Raw genomic sequence first — 17,749 nt, 5'->3', positions numbered from 1 at the left:
AAATTTTGGTCGTAAAACGATTTCAAAATCGGAAATAATAAAAAATAATTAATTCTATTATGGCGTAGAGCAACTTTTAGGAAAGGTGAGGATGTTCAATGAAACAAACAAAAAAATGGTGGAAAGAAGCAGTTGCTTACCAAATTTATCCTCGTAGTTTTTATGATACAAATGGAGACGGAATTGGTGATATACGAGGTATTATAGAAAAATTAGACTATTTAAAAGATTTAGGGGTTGATGTAGTTTGGCTGAGCCCAGTTTATCAATCACCTAACGATGACAATGGTTATGATATTAGCGATTATAAAGCTATTATGAGTGAATTCGGGACAATGAAAGATCTTGATGAATTGATGGAAAAAATACACAAACGTGGTATGAAATTAATTATGGATCTTGTCATTAATCATACTTCGGATGAACATGAATGGTTTATTGAATCACGGTCTTCTAAAGATAATCTATATCGTGATTATTACATTTGGCATCCAGGTAAAAAAGATGGAAGCCGCCCTAATAATTGGGAATCTATTTTCAATGGTCCAGCTTGGGAGTGGGATGACAAAACAAAAGAATATTATATGCATATATTTTCTAAAAAACAACCTGACTTAAATTGGGAGAATCCAGAAGTGCGGCAATCGCTGTATGATACTGTTAATTGGTGGTTAGATAAAGGAATCGACGGTTTTAGGATTGATGCAATTACACATATCAAGAAAAAGCCTGGTTTTCCAGATTTGCCTAATCCATTGAAAAAAGATGTTGTGCCATCTTTTGATGCGCATATGAATCAACCGGGTATTGATAAACATCTCACAGAATTAGCTGAAGAAACCTTCAATAACTACGATATTATGACAGTAGGAGAAGCAAATGGTGTTGAAGTAGAGGATGCAGAACAGTGGGTTGGTGAAGAAAACGGTTATTTTGATATGATTTTTCAATTTGAACATATAAATCTTTGGGGAGATAAAGCTACTTTTGATCTCACAGAATTTAAAAAAGTGTTAACCAAGTGGCAAAAAGGGTTAGAAGGTGTTGGTTGGAATGCTTTGTTTCTTGAAAACCATGACTTAGTGCGTGCGGTTTCGTCAATGGGAAATGATACAGATATGCGTAAAACATCTGCTAAAGCGCTAGCAACGATGTATTTCTTTATGCAGGGGACTCCCTTTATTTATCAAGGGCAAGAAATTGGTATGACAAATGTTCATTTTGATTCTTTAGATGAATATGATGATATACAGTCAGTCAATAAAGCTAAAACTATGATTAAAGAAGGTAGTAAGCAAGAAGAAGCAATGGAATATATTTGGGAAAGTTCTCGTGATAATTCAAGAACGCCAATGCAGTGGAATTCTACAGAGCAAGCAGGATTTACAACGGGCACGCCATGGTTAAAAGTAAATGACAATTACGCAGATATCAACGTAGCTGAGTCTTATGAAGACCCTAATTCTGTTTATAATTTCTATAAAAAAATGATTGATATCAGACGTCGTTCAGAAACCCTTATTTATGGAACCTATGAATTAATTGAAGAAAAGCACCCATCAGTTTATGCCTATCTCAGACACGGTGAGCAAGAAGATTTTCTTATTATGGTAAATATGTTTGATGGTCGTGAAAAAATGGACTTTTCTAAATATAATCTAAAAGAACTTGTACTAGCTAATTATGAAGTTAATGATCGTTTAAATAATAGTATCTTATTACGTCCTTATGAAGCACGTATGTATAAAATTTCAAAATAGGAAAAAATATTTTGAATTTGAATTTTTTAAAATTAAGGGATTGGAAGATGAAAGTTTTAACATTAAATGTACATGGATGGATGGAAAAATTTGCTAGTAAAAAAATAAAACAACTAGCGCAAGTGATAGCAACTAAAGATTATGATGTAATCGCTCTACAAGAAGTTAATCAGCCTATGAAAGAAAAAATGGCTGAACATGAGCGTTTTATAAAACCTACTCAGGAAGTTAATCTTGTTCCATTAAAAAAAGGTAATTATGCGGGAGTTTTGGTCAAAGAACTAGAGAGACTTGAAAAATATTATTTTTGGACTTGGAGCGCTAATCATATAGGATATGATAAATATGATGAAGGTCTAGCCATTCTGTCGAAAACACCACAAAATTCCCAGGTAATAAATATTTCTCATACTGCAGAATACGACAATATAGGCACTAGAAATATTTTAAAAAGTAATTTATCAATTTTTGATAAAAAATGGTTAATTTTTAATGGTCATTTTTCTTGGTGGAAAGATCCAGAAGGTAATCAAATTTTCAAACATGAGTGGGATAGAACCCAGATCGCCCTTAATGAAAATATGAAAGAAAACATTATTTTTATGGGTGATTTTAACAATGAAGCTGGCGTTTACAATAAAGGGTATGATTATGTTTTAAAAACAACGCCGTTTTTAAGTGACTTTTATACAATCGCACAAGAAAATTACGGATATGCAACCATGAAGGGAAAAATCGATGGTTGGAAAACAACTTCTGATAGTAAACGAATTGATTATGTTTTTGTTAGTGATAAATTAACTGTTCAAAAAAACAATGTCATTTTCAATCAAGATAATGAATCTATTGTAAGTGATCATTTTGGTATTGAAGTTGTAATACAAGAATAAAGAATTTTTATTTATAAAGCTTTACTATTAATAAAGCTTTATAAATTATCAATCATAGAAACCGCTATCAAAAACGTCTGGGTAAAACTAAAAGGATACTAAAGGGGCTGAATAAAATGATGCAAAAAATACAACGCTTTGGAGGGGCAATGCTTACGCCAGTTATGTTATTTGCTTTTAATGGGATAATATTAGCATTGTCTATTGCGTTTCAAAATGAATCAATAGTAGGTGGGCTTGCCGCTGAAGGTACTTTTTGGAGCGATATTTGGGGTATGATCGAATCTGGTGGTTGGACAGTATTTGATCACATGGAATTATTGTTTGTAATCGGTTTGCCTATTGGGCTAGCAAAAAAAGCCCAGGCGCGAGCAGTTATGGAATCTTTTGTTATTTATATGATTTGGAATACAAATATTAATTACATTTTAAACACATGGAATTTCGGCGTAGATATGAGTAATGTAGAAGATACTATTGGTATTAAAGAAATCGGAGGAATTGCAACATTAGATACAAACTTAATAGGCGCACTATTGGTTTCTGGCTTAGCAGTATATCTACATAATCGATTTTTTGATACGGCTTTACCAGAATGGCTAGGCATTTTCTCCGGTTCTTCATTTGTGGTTATGCTAGGTTTTTTTATGGACATTCCTCTTGCTTTTTTGACAGCATGGATTTGGCCATCAATTCAAGATGTTATTTCTCAACTTCAAGGTTTTATGGCGTCTAGTGGAACAGCAGGTGTAGGAATTTACGTTTTTCTCCAAAGAATTTTAATCCCAACAGGCCTTCATCATTTTATCAATCAACCCTTTGAATTTGGTCCTGCAGCTGTTGAAGGGGGATTGCTTAATTATTGGTTCGAGCATCTTTCGGAAATCGCTGCGTTTGATGGACCAATACGAGAAATCTTCCCCCAAGGAGGCTTTATGTTACAAAATGCCTCTATGTTTTTCTTTCCAATAGGAATTGGTGCAGCTTTTGTTGCTACTTCAAAGCCTGAAAAAAGGAAAAAAACAATGGCTTTAGTTATTCCCACAGCTGCTACAGCTATGATTGCAGGGATTACTGAACCTTTTGAATTTACCTTTTTATTTTTAGCACCGCAATTATTTGCTGTTCATGCAGCATTAACATCTATCTTTGCAATGACAATCTATGCTTTTGGTTTAGCGGGAGGCTTTGCAGCAAATATTGGAGGTCTCACGGGCGTTCTTTTACCCATGGCTGAAAATCATTTAGATGCTATTTTTATTTACTTTGCTAGTGGTATTGTACTCACTTTCATTTATTATTTTGTTTTCCGCTGGGCAATTTTAAAATTCAATTTAAAAACGCCTGGACGTGAAGAGGATGAAGGGGTACACATGTATAGTAAAAAAGAGTATGAGGCGAAAAAAGCAGAAGAAAAAGGTTCAACTTCTACTGAAGAAGGATTAAACAATGTAGCCAGTAAAGCGTTAGGCTTTTTGGATGGCTTGGGAGGATCTAAAAATATTGCAGATATTAATAATTGTACAACTCGTTTACGTATTTCAGTAAAGGATCCGGGATCAAGTAAAAGATGATGCATTTTTCAAAAAATATGGTGCCTACGGTGTGGTACGTAATGGAAAAGCTATGCAAGTCATCGTTGGAATGGAGGTACCAAAAGTCCGGGAAGAATTTGAAAATATTGTTGAAAATGATACTAGCAATTAATAAAAAAGTTTATTTATTATGAAAAGATCAAACTTTTTGGATCTTTACCATGTTGCAAATTTACTTACTTAAAAACTGGAGAGAAGTAATTTATGTATTCAATTGAAGAAGCGAATCAGTTTATACAGGACAATCAGCAAACAATCAATAAAATATTTTATCCCGTCTATCATTTTGCGCCACCGATTGGCTGGATCAATGATCCAAATGGAGTTGTAGTGTTCAAAAATGAGCTTCATTTGTTTTATCAACATTATCCTTATGGAGCCGAGCATGGAGCTATGCATTGGGGACACGCTAAAAGTCGAGATGTCTTACATTGGGAGCATTTGCCAGTTGCACTGGCACCTGATCAATCTTATGATCGAGGAGGTGTTTTTTCAGGGAGTGCGATTGAAAAAGAAGGTAAATTATATATCATGTATACCGGGCATTTGCCTAATGATACTGATAATTCAAAGACACGACAAAATCAGAATATCGCCATTTCAGAAGATGGTATTACTTTTAAAAAGTATGAGAAAAATCCCGTATTAACAGAAAAAGATATTCCGCAAGGTTCATCTGTGGTCGATTTTCGCGACCCTAAAATTTTTGAAAAAGATGGCGTGTATTATTGCGTTATTGGTTCTAAGACGGAAGATGATAAAGGGCAAGTTTTGTTGTATCGTTCGGCGGATTTATTAGCGTGGAAATATGTGTCGGTTATTTTCTCTTATAATCCTTATCTAGGAACTATGGTAGAATGTCCAGATTTATTGCTATTTGAAGATAAAGCGGTCTTTATTTTAAGCGCGATGAATTACGAGGATAAAAATCGGAAAGTCCATTCTCATATTTCTTGGATTATCGAAGGACAGATGGATTGGAATTCGTTTAAGTTTCAGCAAACTTCAATTAAAGAGATGGATAAAGGCCTTGATTTTTATGCGCCACAGACGGTCAAATTGGCAGATGGTCGCTACTTAGCGATAGCCTGGATGCAAAATTGGCAGTCCAATAGACCCACTTATGAATTAGGACATCGCTGGTTTGGACAGATGACATTGCCAAGAATAATTACCTATAAAAATGGACAATTACAGCAAAAAGTTCCCACAGAAATTGTAGAATCGGTCGCTATTAAAGAGGAAAAGGATCAAGTAAGAGTAACAAATAAGGAGTTTTCAATAGCTGAAGCAAATTATTTTTCTCTTAAAATAGCAGCAAGAGGCCATTCTTTTGATTTATTTTTTAAAAATGAAGAGAATGAATTTATACAGTTAAGCTACTTACCAGAAAAACGAGCGTTAGTCTGTTCACGCGAGCATGTGGCTAATCAAATAATAGATGATGAAGGTAAGTCTATGTCTCAATCAGATCTAGTTTTTATCGAACCGAATGAAAAATTAGATATTCAAATTTTTCTGGATCGATCTTCCATTGAGATTTTTATCAATGAAGAAGAAACAATAACTAACGCTTTTTATGTCCAAAGTCCATTTACGGCTTTGCAGGTGAAAAGTGAGGACAGATTCGTGTTTGAAAAAGTAAAATTAGGAAAAGTATAGCGATCAGCTGTATTGTAGAATAATTAAACAATGACCATACTTAAAGAACAAAAAACGAGGGACACTGCAGCAAAGCGTTCCCTTTTTTTGTTTGAGTAAGATGGATGGATTAGTTTTCTGTTAATGGAACAATGCCGAAGCCTAAGTTAACAGCTACATAAACTAAAAATAAACCAGCTACGCAAAAAACGCTCTTTTTTTGCCAATGTCCCATATCTACGCCAGTCAATCGTAGTAGGATATAAATAAAAAGAACCAGTGGACTTAATAAGTGAAATGACTGTCCAATTAAAGCCGTTACTCCCATTTGAAAATGAGTAAAACAGTAAGCGGCGCCAGATTTAGTACATTTTTTTATTGTCAATCATGGCTAGTGATATCTAAAAAAGGAACATTCTACAATAACATGTATTGTGAAAGGTTCCATATAAAAAGTATTAGAATTATGCTAATTTTTATCTTCATAGTTGACTCGTTCGATTGAAACTATCTCATTAAGGTCGTCAATATCTAATGTTTCAGCAATTTTTATTAAATAATCAATGTATAGGTATTCACGCTTTTCATTGGCTAAACGACTTAATTTTGACTTGTCAATATCAGCTTCAAGAGCGAGTTTTGATAAAGACCAGCCTTTCTTTTTTAATAAATCATGAATATGTATGACGATTTTTCTTTCTGTATACAAGCGATCAGACTCCTTTAGAAGTTGTTGCGTTTATAAGCATCATAAGTTATAATGAAAATGAAACCGTTGTCCTAGGAGGCAACAGATAGTAGTTTGTCTATAATTTTTAAAGGAGAGGAAGGCTTAATGAAAATTTTGCAAGTATTTAGTCACAATGCTTTAGTGGCAAAAAGCGAAAACAATGAATCGATGGTCTTAGTTGGTAGAGGGATTGGATTTAATAAAAAGAAAGGCGATCGCATAAATGAAAACGCTGCCTCACAAATATTTGTTGAAAAGAGGCAGCAAGAAAATGAAACTCATTAGGAATTATTTGTCCTCAAGAGTAAGTATTTCTCGGATATCACTGATGTTAAGAGCTTCGGCAATTCGTACAACGTAGTCAATATTGACACGTTTTCTTTTCCCACTCGCAAGTTCACTTAATCTGGCGATATCAATTCCACTTTGTCTGGAAAGTTCTCGTAAGGAAATATTATGTTTTTGGGTGAGGTCACGAACATGTATGACTAATTGTTTTTCGTTTGGCAAGATACTCAATCCTTTCTGATTCATTACATATATGAGTATCTTAAATGAAGGCTTAAGAAAAATCGTTGCTTGTTTAGCTAACATAAGAAATAATTGGATTATAAAAAAGGAGCCGCTAAAGAACTTAATCTTTTTAGCGGCTCCTTTTTGTTATGAGAGAAAAGAGAGGAGCAAGTGAAATACATAGAATCTGGAAATTAGTAGAGCAACAAAGAAGGGAACATATAAAAGTTATATTTTCACGCTGAGTTATCACAAGTTTATTGAATACTCATGCCCAATAGGCGAAACAAGATTTTTATAACGAAATTCGATCACTACTCATATGTACATCTAAAATAAACTTACTCTGACTGCTTTTGAAAACCGATTTAGAGAATTCGAAGGAACGCCCTTTTTGATCATAAGCGACTTGTTCAATAACCAATACGGGGCTGCCTTCTTCTATCTGCAAGGCTTTACTGGCCTGGTTTGAAGCTTCTTCAGCGTAAATCGTACGATGGGCATCCGTTAATTGTAATTTTGCTTTTGTTCCTAAATAATCATAGACGGAACCTTGTAATATTTTTTCATCAAGAGGAGCGATATATACGGGCATAACCACGTGTTCATAGCTGTATAATTGGTCGTTGATACTACGCACCCGCTTGAATTCATAGACTGGACTGCTTGCTTCAATTCCCAGTTTTTCTTGTTCTTTTTTATCGGCTAATCGAGCGTCGAAATGTAAAATTGTACTGCTGATTTTTTGGTCACGATGGGAATAAGTTGTTCCAATGGGTAAATCGAGCGGTAAAAGATCACTGGAATCATTATCTATTTGTTTACGAACGTAGGTTCCTGACCCTTGCTTGCTAAAAATCAAGCCTTCATTTTCTAATAAATTGAGGGCTTTTTTTAATGTAATTCTTGAAACATCGTATTTTTTTGCAAAAAAATCTTGCGTGGGTAATAAAGTGCCGGCGCGATAGTGATTAGTTAAGATATCACGTTTAATATCAGAATAAATATCATGGTATTTATACAATTTGTCCACCCCATAATTTAAATTTGTATATACTTATTATACACAAAACGGTTAATTTGTAAACATAAATTTAAAATTCATTATTTACAAATAAATAAAGTTATATATAATAGTTCATATAGAAGCGCTTTCTAAAATTTTACTTAAAGGAGTAAGAAAATGAAGTTTAATGTGGAAAAACTACAAGAACCTTTGTTAAAAGTTTCTTCTTGGGTTGAGAGTAATATGATTTTGCAGGCAATTAAAAATGCTTTTGTTCGAATTATTCCTTTTACTGTTGTCGGTTCTTTTTCAAATTTAATTCAAATGCAGTTGGATGCACTTATTGAAAATCAAAATATTACAAATTCATTTGTTACCGGTATCAGTGATTTATTTGGTTATCTAGGGAATGCCACTTTAGGAATCGTGGCTTTGATTGTCGTATTTTCTTCCTCGTATTCTTATGCAACAGAGTTAAAGAGAAAGGAAAAAAATACGAACCTAAACCCTATTATTGCCACACTTTTAGCCTTTGCTTCCTATTTTGTTATGGTGCCAAATAATGTAAACTTCGATGACCCCAGTGCTGAAATGATTGAGGGATTTGCTAATTCTTTTTTCAGTTATGAAGGGATGTTTACTGGCTTGATTGTAGGTATGCTTTCAGTTGCTTTATTTGCACGATTTACTCGTAGTAAATTTACGATTAAGATGCCTGGAAATGTACCGCCTAATGTTTTTGATTCGTTTTTCTCGTTAATTCCTATTAGTGAAGTATTATTAATTTTCGGCGTGATTCGAATTATCATTCAATCATTAGGTTACGCTTCTTTGTTGCAAATGATCTCAGAAGTGCTTATTGCTCCACTACTGACAGTAGGTACGGGGTTACCAGCGATTTTAATCGTTATTTTACTAGAACAAATTTTGTGGTTTTTGGGCTTACATGGATTTAATATCGTTTGGGGTGTTATCTCAGCTTTTTGGTTGCCTATCTATTTGGAAATTATTGCGCAATTTGCTGAAACACAAAGTTTTGCCGGAATTGAAATCGCACCTAATACGATGACCAATGTTTATGCTATGATCGGAGGATCAGGATCAACTTTTGGCTTGATTATTGCCATGTGGATATTTGCCAAAAGAGGAGAGAAAGAACGGGAAGTAGCTAAATTATCCATTATTCCAGGATTGTTTGGTATTAATGAACCCGTTATTTTCGGTCTACCTATTGTTTTAAATCCGATTATGTTTATTCCATGGGTTTTAGTGCCAATGACGAATGCTATTATTGCCTATGTTGTCACAAAAATTGGCTGGGTCGTTCCACTTGTTGTCTTAAACTCAGGGAATGAACCGCTCTTTATTAGTACATGGGTCTTAGGTGCTTTTCGTTTAAGCCCAGTGATTCTAACCGCTGTTTTAGTTGTATTAGATATCCTTCTTTACGCGCCATTTGTGATCATTAATCAAAGAAATGAACGGAGAAAGACCGCAGTAGAGGCTTAAATATAAGTTAAAGGAGTCAAACGATGTCTAAAAAAGCGATAAAAATACTAACAGCAGTTATAGTAGGAGTTCTTATAATCATAGGCGTTATATATTTTGTTAATCAGTCATCAGATGATGCTGTTAAAGGTTCGACCAAAAATTCGGCAGCTGCAAACAAAGAATATGCCATTTACCCTAAACCTCATAGTATCAAATATGGTAAAGAAAAATTAACAATTAACGGAGCCGCACAAGTTGTATACGACGATACCATTGATGATGTAACGAAAGATAAATTAAGCAGTATTTTCAAAAACCATCATTTACCTGAACCAAAGGTTGCTGATACGCCTTCAGATGGGAAATTAAATATTTATATTGGTACAAAGGGTTCAGATGGATCGGCTGAACAACAGGCAAAAGAAATCGTAGCAGATAATGATCAAGTTTTTGAACATAATGATGCTTATCAATTAGCGATCGATGAAAACACCATCACGATTTTAGGGAAAGATAGCGACGCTGCTTTTTACGGACTTACTAGTTTTCAAATGATTTTAGATCAAACCCAAGATAACGTTATCCAACAAGTTCAAATGGCAGATTATGCAGATACTGAAATAAGAGGATTTATCGAAGGTTACTATGGGATTCCGTGGTCAAATGAAGATCGTAAGTCGCTAATGAAATTTGGCGGACAATTCAAGACAACTTCTTATATCTTTGCACCTAAAGATGATCCATACCATCGAGAAAAATGGGATGAGCTTTATCCTGATGAAGAACTAGAAGAAATCAGTAAAATGGCAGATGTGGGTAAACAAAATAAAACTGACTTTGTTTGGTCGATTTCGCCATTAGGAGAAGTAGCAGAAATTGCCCAAGAAGATGGACAGGAAGCTGCGATGGAGCTATTAGATGAAAATAACGAGAAGTTATTGGCAAAATTCGATCAATTATATGACGCTGGCGTTAGGGAATTCGGTATTCTGGGAGATGATGTCGGTGCATTGCCGCTTGATTATGTCGTTGAACAAGTCAATGCGGTTTCTGAGTGGGCGGATGAAAAAGGAGATGTTAAAGATACAATTTATACGCCAGCTGCTTACAATTCTGATTGGGCCTGGGATGACGGCGAAGAATTAAATACTTTAGAAGAAAATTTTGATGAAAATGTTCAAATATTGTGGACCGGTTCTAATACCGTATCGCCAGTTACGCAAGATACCATCGATGATTTTAAAAGTCTTGATGACAAAGGCGTGGAGAGAAGAAATCCATTATTTTGGTTGAATTGGCCCGTAAATGATGTGGATATGGAGCGTGTTTTCTTAGGGAAAGGAGATATGCTGGAAACAGGCGTAAGTGGTCTTGCAGGTGTGGTAACTAATCCAATGCAAGAAGCTGAAGCTTCTAAAGTCGCGATATTTGCAATTGCTGATTATGCTTGGAATAATGAAGACTTTAATGATCAACAAAGCTGGCAAGATAGTATGCAGTATGTTGAGCCAAACGCTACTGCAGCTTTTTATACCTTAGCTCAGCATATGACACACGCCGATCCTGAGGAAGGGTTGGAAGCAGAAGAAAGTGAGAATATCAAAGATTTACTTGATAATACATTAGAGAATGTTCAAAATGGAGAATCCATTCAAGAAACAGCGCCTGATTTAATCGATGAATTAGAATATATCGCAGATGCAGGAGAAATCTTTTTAGACGAAGCTAGTAATAAAAATTTGAAAGAAGAATTAACGCCGTTTGTTCATGCATTACATGATATGGTTTTAGCTGATGTCGAATTTTTGAAGGCACAAGAGGCTACTGAGGATGGCGATAACGAGATGGCGCAACAATTCTTTACAAAAGGACAAAATTTAAGAGAAAAAAGTTTGGATTATGATCGTCCTATGTTAGAAGGGGAGGACCCAGTGAAAGCCAAACCTGCTGGAAAAAGACTGCAACCCTTTACGGATGAATTAGAAGATGCCGTTAAAGAAAATTTAGATAAATAATAACTTTTTTTGGAAAGTTTTCCTGTTTTATAGGTAGTTTATGATAAAGCAGGAGCTTTTCTAAAGACTTTCCCTTTATAAGAGAGTTTTTAATAAAATTTGAAGGAGTGTCATTTTTGAAAAAAGTACACGTTGTTGCGCATACTCATTGGGATTTTGAATGGTATTTTACGCGACAAGAGGCAAAAGTACAGTTTGCTTTTCATATGGACGAAGTTTTTATGGCTTTAGCTAATAATCTGTTAGATTATTACATTTTAGATGGTCAAATGTCGATTTTAGATGACTATCTAGCTGATTTTCCATCTAAAAGAACATTTGTAAAAAAATATGTGGATGCGGGTCGTTTATTTATAGGACCTTGGTATACTCAAATTGATGAAATGGTCACCAGCGGGGAAGCTATTTTACGCAATTTACGTTTAGGGATGGATAGTGCAGAAGCATTGGGCGCAGTGATGGCTGTGGGTTATTTGCCAGACTCTTTTGGTCAATCACAAGATATGCCTAAAATTTATAATGGCGTCGGCATCAATCATGCATTATTTTGGCGCGGGACACCTAAAGAAATTGACGCTCGCTATTTCTATTGGACTAGTAATGATGGTTCAAAAGTCCTCACTGCAAACATAAAAAACGGTTACTATGCTGGCGTTGATTTAATCGAAAACGACCAGTTCGATTCTTTAGTTAAGACAATAACGACAGAAACTACTGATGAACCTGCTTTGCTACCAGTAGGCGGGGATCAACGTCCAGTTGATTTTAACTTAAAAAAGCGAATAGCTATGGCAAACAAAAAAACCCATGATGCCGTAGAGTTTATCGAAAGTAACTATTTAGAGTTTTTTAAAAAACTTGAAAAAGATTCTTTAAAAACTGTTGCTGGTGAGTTTATTGATCCCTCTGTTTCAAAAATTCATCGAGGAATTTATTCTTCACGAGCGGATTTAAAACAATTGTACGATCGACTAGAACGCACCATGATTTATCAAGTGGAACCTTTATCTGCTATGGCAAGCCAAAAAGGAATTGAACTTAAACAAGGTTTGATTGATGATATCTGGAAAACCATTGCTCGTGGTCAAGCGCATGATAGTTCAGGTGCTTGTAATAGCGATAAGACGAATCGTGATATTCGACAAAGAGGACTTAATGCTTTGCAGATAGCCGAATCTTTACGTGACTATCTATTAAGAAAAATGAGTATTTCTGTAGCAAAAAGCGAACCAAATGATCTATTTATTTGGAACCCTTTGCCGGTTGAAAGTAAACAGGTACGTGAACTTCATGTATCGACTAGACAGCCTCAGTTTACTTTGCTTGATGAAAAAGGACAGCTAGTAGCGTTTGACGTTATTACCCAAAAAAAAGAAAATGCAGCTGTTTTACGTCGAAACTCTGAAAAAATGCAAGATGATTTTTATTATCTGACAAAAATTGCTGTACTCGTTAATGTGCCAGCCACCGATTTTCTAAGATACCATATTAAAGAAAAAGAAAGTTCAGCGTCAAAATTAACTGTAGCTAATGATTCTATTGAAAATAAATATTACAAGTTAAACTTCAACGGGAAAGGTATCAATTTGTATAATAAGGAAAACCAAAAAACATTCCTTAATTTTCTTGGTTTTGAAGACGGAGGAGATGAAGGGGATAATTATGATTATTCTCCAGCCTTTGATGATTGGCTGCTTACATTAGATTTTACACAAGCAAAAGTAAAAACTGAACAAGGTTCTTTCGTAAGTACCCTACGTTTAACTGGCAAATGGGCGCTACCGTATGATTTGTCCGCTAGAAAAAAACAGACGCTTAATGGAGAAGTGTCTTATGATTTGTCGCTAACGTTAACCAAAGATACAAAAGCAATCGACGTTTCCTTATCTATTGACAATCAAGTGCTGGACCATCGTTTGCGCTTAGTGTTGAACACAGATGTTAAGGCAAGTTATTCCTATGCTGATACCCCATTTGGTACCATTCAACGGCCTGTAGAAGACCCTCATTTAAAAGATTGGCAAGAAATTGGCTATAAGGAAGAGCCAACCAGTATGCGTCCTATGATTCATTTTGCCAATACTCATAATGAAAAATCGAGTTGGACGTTTATAGCAAAAGGTGCCAAAGATTTTCAATTAATAGGAGAAGATTTCCAGCAATTAGCCGTAACAGTTTTAAGGGGAGTCGGTTACTTAGGCCGACCAGATTTATTACGCCGGCCAGGAGATGCTTCGGGCTTGCAAACAACAATAGTAGAAACACCGGATAGTCAATTACAGGGAGATTTTGCGTTTACTGGTCGTTTAGTAATCGAGGATGATTATAATCCAGTAGCGCTTGAAAAGCAGTATGTCGAACTTACGCAAGAAGGTCTTTATTACCAAAATCAATCTTTAAATCAATTTACGACACCCATTGAATATTTCCCTATTAATTCACTCAGTCAGGCTGTTGACCGTGATTGCTTATTTGAACTTGAACAGTTGCAAGTTGTATTTAGTAGCATGCAAGTGTCTGCCGATCAGACAGGCTATGAAGTTCGTTTGTATAATCCAAGTGAACAAAAAATTTCAATGCCAGGCTCTATTCAATGTAAAAAAATAAGCAACATTTCGGAATTAAACCTAAGAGGTCAACAAGTAAAACAGCTTGCAATGTCCGTGGATAGCTATCAAATGGAGTCCTTCAAAGCAGGAGAAATACGCACTTACGGGGTTTACCCACAAAAAGATTCGAAAAGAGGGAAAAAATGATTGATCAGCAACAATTGATCGAAAAAATCAGTCAATATGCAGGTACGATCACTTTATATTCTAAAAAAGCGACAAAGTTATTTCGCCATGCGCTCGTTGATACCATTACCAATACCGTTTCTGTACAGTCTGATGGGAAAATTTTTGTAGCTACCGGTGATATTCCTGCCATGTGGTTACGTGATTCGACCTTTCAAGTATTGCCGTATCTGCATCTAGCAAAAGAAATACCAGAAATCCAGACCTTCTTGCATGGAGTCATTCAGCAACAATTAACTTATATTCATCATGACCCATATGCAAACGCGTTTAATAAAGATACCAACGGAGCGCATTTTAGTGAAGATCAGTCAAATATTCCAATTTCCGATTTAGTCTGGGAACGTAAATTTGAAATTGATTCTTTATGCGCTCCTTTATATTTGGCTTTTCTTTTATATGAAAAAACAGGATATAAGGCACATTTAACAGCGGATTTTTGGCAAGTAGTGGATCAAATTTTGGATGTTTTTATTACTGAACAGCATCACGAAAGATCTCCTTATTATTTTCAAAGGACAAATTGTCCGTCTTCAGATACTTTACCAAATGGTGGATATGGTGCGCCTGTCCAATATACTGGCATGGTTTGGAGCGGCTTTCGCCCCAGTGACGATGCTTGTGTCTATGGTTATTTTATTCCGGGAAATTTATTTATCGTTTCGGTTTTAAAACAACTTTTAACAATATTACCAGAAAGCTATACTGAAATGCAGCGGAAAATGACCGTTTTACTTGCCGAAATCCAAAAAGGTGTACAAGAATTTGGAGAGATGACAGTTGAAGGCGAGATTGTTTATGCCTATGAAGTAGATGGATATGGTAACCAATTATTTATGGATGATGCCAATGTCCCAAGTTTGTTGTCACTCCCATTTTTACAATTTTGCAACATAGACGAACCTTTGTATTTGTCGACTCGAAATCAAGCGTTAAGTACCAATAATCCATTTTATTATAAAGGAAAATATCTAGCGGGCATTGGTAGTCCCCATACACCAGAAAATTATGTGTGGCCGATCGCACTTGCTATGGAAGGATTAACGTCACAAAATGTATCTGAAATAAAAGCGAAGATTGATTTGATCTGTGCGACAGACGCTGGTACAAATCAGTGCCATGAAGGTGTATTTGTAGATGACCCTACGCAATACACAAGAGAATGGTTTTCATGGTCCAATATGACCTTTTGTCAGTTGGTATTTCATTATTTAGCTAACAATAAAAGTGAATAAAGGGAATAAAAAACAACTGTCACGTATTATAGTGAAAAACGAACGAACTTTAACAGTCTGTGTGCGTTATTATTGTGTTGAAAAAACAACTTGAGATGTGCCATGGTAGAAGAAAAATTCTTAATCATTTAGCAAACTATTTTTCTTTTAAATGAATGTTCGAAAAAAAGTTATACAATATTTAAGTTGTTTTCACTCAAGAAATTTTTAATAGGAGAGTTGCTTGCTATTACATTATGCTAATAAAAAGAGAGAGGAGGGGACTGGTACATGGGTAAAAAGAAAACAAATGAAGAGTTTTTAGAAGAATTAAAAGCAAAACGCTCCAATGATTGGAAAGAATATGAATTTCTGGGAAAATACAAGAGTGCTCACGCTAAGATACGCGCTAGACATATTTGTGGATACACATGGGCAATTTCCCCTCATTCTTTTTTGAGAGGGAACGGGTGTCCTGAATGTAGTAAAAAAAGAGTAGCAAAAATTCGGTCAAAGTCAAACGAAGCGTTTTTAAGAGAAATAAAAACAAAACGTCCCAGTGATTGGATGGAATACGAAATTCTGGAAAAGTATCAGGGCGGACACACTAAAATAAAGGTTAGGCATTGTAAATGTAATAGAATTTATGGTATTAGGCCGAATCATTTTCTTCAAAGAGTACGATGCCCATACTGCAGTGGAAGAATGAAAAAAAGCGATAAACAATTTAAAAAGGAGGTCTACAAGCTGGTTGGCGGTGATTATACCGTATTAAACAACTATGTAAATAATAAAATTAAAATAAAAATACGACATGAAAAATGTCAAAATGTCTGGGATGTGAACCCACTTCATTTTATTCAAGGTTCAAGATGTCCTTTTTGTAGTGGGTTAATGAGGAAAACAAATGACCAATTTCAGCAGGAAGTTAAAGATTTAGAGGGAGATAATTACACCTTCTTGGATACTTACATAAACGATTCTATCAAAATTAAAGTTCGACACAATAACTGTGGACACATTTACAAGGTCAAACCTAATTCTTTCTTAAACGGAAATCGATGTCCTAAATGCAGTAAAAGAAATAGTCATGGATCTCAGATGATTCACAGTTACTTAATGGAATATAATATACAATATACTGTGGAGCAGTCATTTGATGATCTTAAAAGTGATTATGGTAGAAAATTACGATTTGACTTTTCTATATTAAAAAACAATAAGCTTATTTTATTAATAGAATTTGATGGAAGGCAACATTTTGAGATTATTGATCAGTGGGGTGGAGAAGAAGAATTTTTTCGCAGACGTCTAAATGATCGAGCTAAAAATGAATATTGTAAGAAGAACAATATACCGCTACTAAGAATAAAGTACACAGAAAAAGATAAAATTGAGGAAATACTTTCGACATTTTTAAAAGATTTAATGTTTTAAGTATTAGATTACGAATATGTACAGATAATAAGTTTCTTGTATAGACCTTTCGTCAACTATAAATATTTGTATTTCCATAATCACTAGATTTAAAGTTGAACTATAAAAGTAAGAAGGTTTACTTTATACGAGGAGCTCCTAATATACTTGAATACAAAACAATCAAAACGACTGTGGTCTTTAGAACAGGGATCATCAGAGCAGTGGTTGTCAGAAATTTGCAGGAACTGTGTTTAATGTGTCACTGTCATTTGCTCTGCAAGAAGCTAAGTAAAGTATAGATGTGGTTATCACTATGTTAAAAGATACTTCAACAGTTTTAAATATTAAACAAATTTTATATGAAAATTTGGCAAAAACACACGTAATAAAAGCAATCACAATATCTACTACATTATATCGCACGTTCTTCTTCCCGTTTTCGTGGACTTCAACTAGAATCTAGTGTTCTAATAGCTTTTCCATTGAGTGATTAAACGTCATTATTATTAATGTTTTCGTTTTATTTTTGGTGCCATTTTGATGAATAGTTTTTTGAATTTCTTTACTCTTAAAGTCAAGGGTATACTTAAGTCATTAAATACAGCTCTATTCTAGTATATTTTCTAGTCAAAATCATTTGACTTCTAATTCAGACCAATCGCTTATTTGTTAATACTTTT

General features: G+C 34.8%; 13 protein-coding genes and 1 pseudogene. 10 read left to right on the top strand and 4 right to left on the bottom strand.

The window, feature by feature from the left end:
• Positions 1-98 precede the first annotated feature (98 nt).
• The 4 genes and pseudogenes from TS1_RS10495 to TS1_RS10480 all read left to right on the top strand — a co-directional run bounded on the left by TS1_RS10495 (position 99) and on the right by TS1_RS10480 (position 5,907).
• On the top strand, positions 99-1,760 hold the full coding sequence (locus TS1_RS10495; RefSeq protein WP_014124581.1) for a glycoside hydrolase family 13 protein: 1,662 nt from the start codon (positions 99-101) through the stop codon (positions 1,758-1,760).
• A 47-nt stretch (positions 1,761-1,807) separates the two neighbouring features.
• Positions 1,808-2,650 carry an endonuclease/exonuclease/phosphatase family protein gene (locus TS1_RS10490; protein ID WP_157061667.1) on the top strand — a complete coding sequence of 281 codons (843 nt, stop codon included), beginning with the start codon at positions 1,808-1,810 and terminating at the stop codon, positions 2,648-2,650.
• A gap of 116 nt (positions 2,651-2,766) precedes the next feature.
• Positions 2,767-4,357, top strand: a pseudogene (locus tag TS1_RS10485) (alpha-glucoside-specific PTS transporter subunit IIBC).
• A gap of 92 nt (positions 4,358-4,449) precedes the next feature.
• Positions 4,450-5,907 (top strand): glycoside hydrolase family 32 protein, encoded by a 1,458-nt coding sequence (locus TS1_RS10480; RefSeq protein ID WP_068710462.1) that lies wholly within the window; start codon positions 4,450-4,452, stop codon positions 5,905-5,907.
• 109 nt (positions 5,908-6,016) lie between these two features.
• Here the strand turns inward: TS1_RS10480 and TS1_RS12555 are convergent, their stop codons facing one another.
• Both TS1_RS12555 and TS1_RS10475 read right to left on the bottom strand, forming a co-directional pair.
• On the bottom strand, positions 6,017-6,271 hold the full coding sequence (locus TS1_RS12555; RefSeq protein WP_157061666.1) for a hypothetical protein: 255 nt from the start codon (positions 6,269-6,271) through the stop codon (positions 6,017-6,019).
• 84 nt (positions 6,272-6,355) lie between these two features.
• Positions 6,356-6,595, bottom strand: a complete 240-nt coding sequence (locus TS1_RS10475; RefSeq protein WP_068710461.1) for a helix-turn-helix domain-containing protein — start codon at positions 6,593-6,595, stop codon at positions 6,356-6,358.
• Between the two features lie 126 nt (positions 6,596-6,721).
• Here TS1_RS10475 and TS1_RS10470 point away from each other — a divergent pair, with 126 nt between their 5' ends.
• Positions 6,722-6,901: a CAT RNA binding domain-containing protein gene (locus TS1_RS10470; RefSeq protein WP_157061665.1), complete on the top strand. Its 180-nt coding sequence runs from the start codon at positions 6,722-6,724 to the stop codon at positions 6,899-6,901.
• A 3-nt stretch (positions 6,902-6,904) separates the two neighbouring features.
• On the opposite strand, the gene TS1_RS10465 is transcribed toward TS1_RS10470, so the two are convergent.
• Together TS1_RS10465 and TS1_RS10460 are read right to left on the bottom strand one after the other, a co-directional pair.
• Entirely contained in the window at positions 6,905-7,150 is a 246-nt protein-coding gene (locus tag TS1_RS10465) for a helix-turn-helix domain-containing protein (protein ID WP_068710464.1), read from the bottom strand.
• A gap of 274 nt (positions 7,151-7,424) precedes the next feature.
• The gene (locus tag TS1_RS10460; RefSeq protein ID WP_068710459.1) at positions 7,425-8,153 is read right to left on the bottom strand and encodes a GntR family transcriptional regulator; all 729 of its coding nucleotides are present in this window, start codon (positions 8,151-8,153) and stop codon (positions 7,425-7,427) included.
• Positions 8,154-8,312: 159 nt separating this feature from the next.
• Between TS1_RS10460 and TS1_RS10455 the strand changes: the two genes are divergently transcribed.
• The 5 genes from TS1_RS10455 (at position 8,313) to TS1_RS10435 (ending at position 17,087) form a co-directional block, all read left to right on the top strand.
• On the top strand, positions 8,313-9,644 hold the full coding sequence (locus TS1_RS10455; RefSeq protein WP_068710458.1) for a PTS sugar transporter subunit IIC: 1,332 nt from the start codon (positions 8,313-8,315) through the stop codon (positions 9,642-9,644).
• 23 nt (positions 9,645-9,667) lie between these two features.
• Complete coding sequence (locus tag TS1_RS10450; RefSeq protein WP_068710457.1) at positions 9,668-11,641, top strand: beta-N-acetylglucosaminidase domain-containing protein; 1,974 nt, start codon at positions 9,668-9,670, stop codon at positions 11,639-11,641.
• Between the two features lie 116 nt (positions 11,642-11,757).
• Positions 11,758-14,397 carry a glycoside hydrolase family 38 N-terminal domain-containing protein gene (locus tag TS1_RS10445; RefSeq protein ID WP_068710456.1) on the top strand — a complete coding sequence of 880 codons (2,640 nt, stop codon included), beginning with the start codon at positions 11,758-11,760 and terminating at the stop codon, positions 14,395-14,397.
• The gene (locus tag TS1_RS10440) at positions 14,394-15,671 is read left to right on the top strand and encodes a glycoside hydrolase family 125 protein (RefSeq protein WP_068710455.1); all 1,278 of its coding nucleotides are present in this window, start codon (positions 14,394-14,396) and stop codon (positions 15,669-15,671) included. The genes TS1_RS10445 and TS1_RS10440 overlap by 4 nt, the downstream gene beginning before the upstream one ends.
• Before the next feature lie 270 nt (positions 15,672-15,941).
• Positions 15,942-17,087: a PDDEXK family nuclease gene (locus tag TS1_RS10435; protein ID WP_068710454.1), complete on the top strand. Its 1,146-nt coding sequence runs from the start codon at positions 15,942-15,944 to the stop codon at positions 17,085-17,087.
• Positions 17,088-17,749: the final 662 nt, after the last annotated feature.

This window comes from Tetragenococcus solitarius NBRC 100494, assembly GCF_001544195.1.
GTDB classification, from domain to species: domain Bacteria; phylum Bacillota; class Bacilli; order Lactobacillales; family Enterococcaceae; genus Tetragenococcus; species Tetragenococcus solitarius.
The sequence above is the reverse complement of the archived record's forward strand: the minus strand, read 5'-3'. Positions and strand labels throughout refer to the sequence as shown.

Bases quoted from the DNA above. Each gene is read 5' to 3' on its own strand.
- TS1_RS10495 (WP_014124581.1), top strand. From the start codon at position 99: ATGAAACAAACAAAAAAATGGTGGAAAGAAGCAGTTGCTTACCAAATT.
- TS1_RS10490 (WP_157061667.1), top strand. From the start codon at position 1,808: ATGAAAGTTTTAACATTAAATGTACATGGATGGATGGAAAAATTTGCT.
- TS1_RS10480 (WP_068710462.1), top strand. From the start codon at position 4,450: ATGTATTCAATTGAAGAAGCGAATCAGTTTATACAGGACAATCAGCAA.
- TS1_RS10470 (WP_157061665.1), top strand. From the start codon at position 6,722: ATGAAAATTTTGCAAGTATTTAGTCACAATGCTTTAGTGGCAAAAAGC.
- TS1_RS10465 (WP_068710464.1), bottom strand. From the start codon at position 7,150: ATGAATCAGAAAGGATTGAGTATCTTGCCAAACGAAAAACAATTAGTC.
- TS1_RS10455 (WP_068710458.1), top strand. From the start codon at position 8,313: ATGAAGTTTAATGTGGAAAAACTACAAGAACCTTTGTTAAAAGTTTCT.
- TS1_RS10450 (WP_068710457.1), top strand. From the start codon at position 9,668: ATGTCTAAAAAAGCGATAAAAATACTAACAGCAGTTATAGTAGGAGTT.
- TS1_RS10440 (WP_068710455.1), top strand. From the start codon at position 14,394: ATGATTGATCAGCAACAATTGATCGAAAAAATCAGTCAATATGCAGGT.
- TS1_RS10435 (WP_068710454.1), top strand. From the start codon at position 15,942: ATGGGTAAAAAGAAAACAAATGAAGAGTTTTTAGAAGAATTAAAAGCA.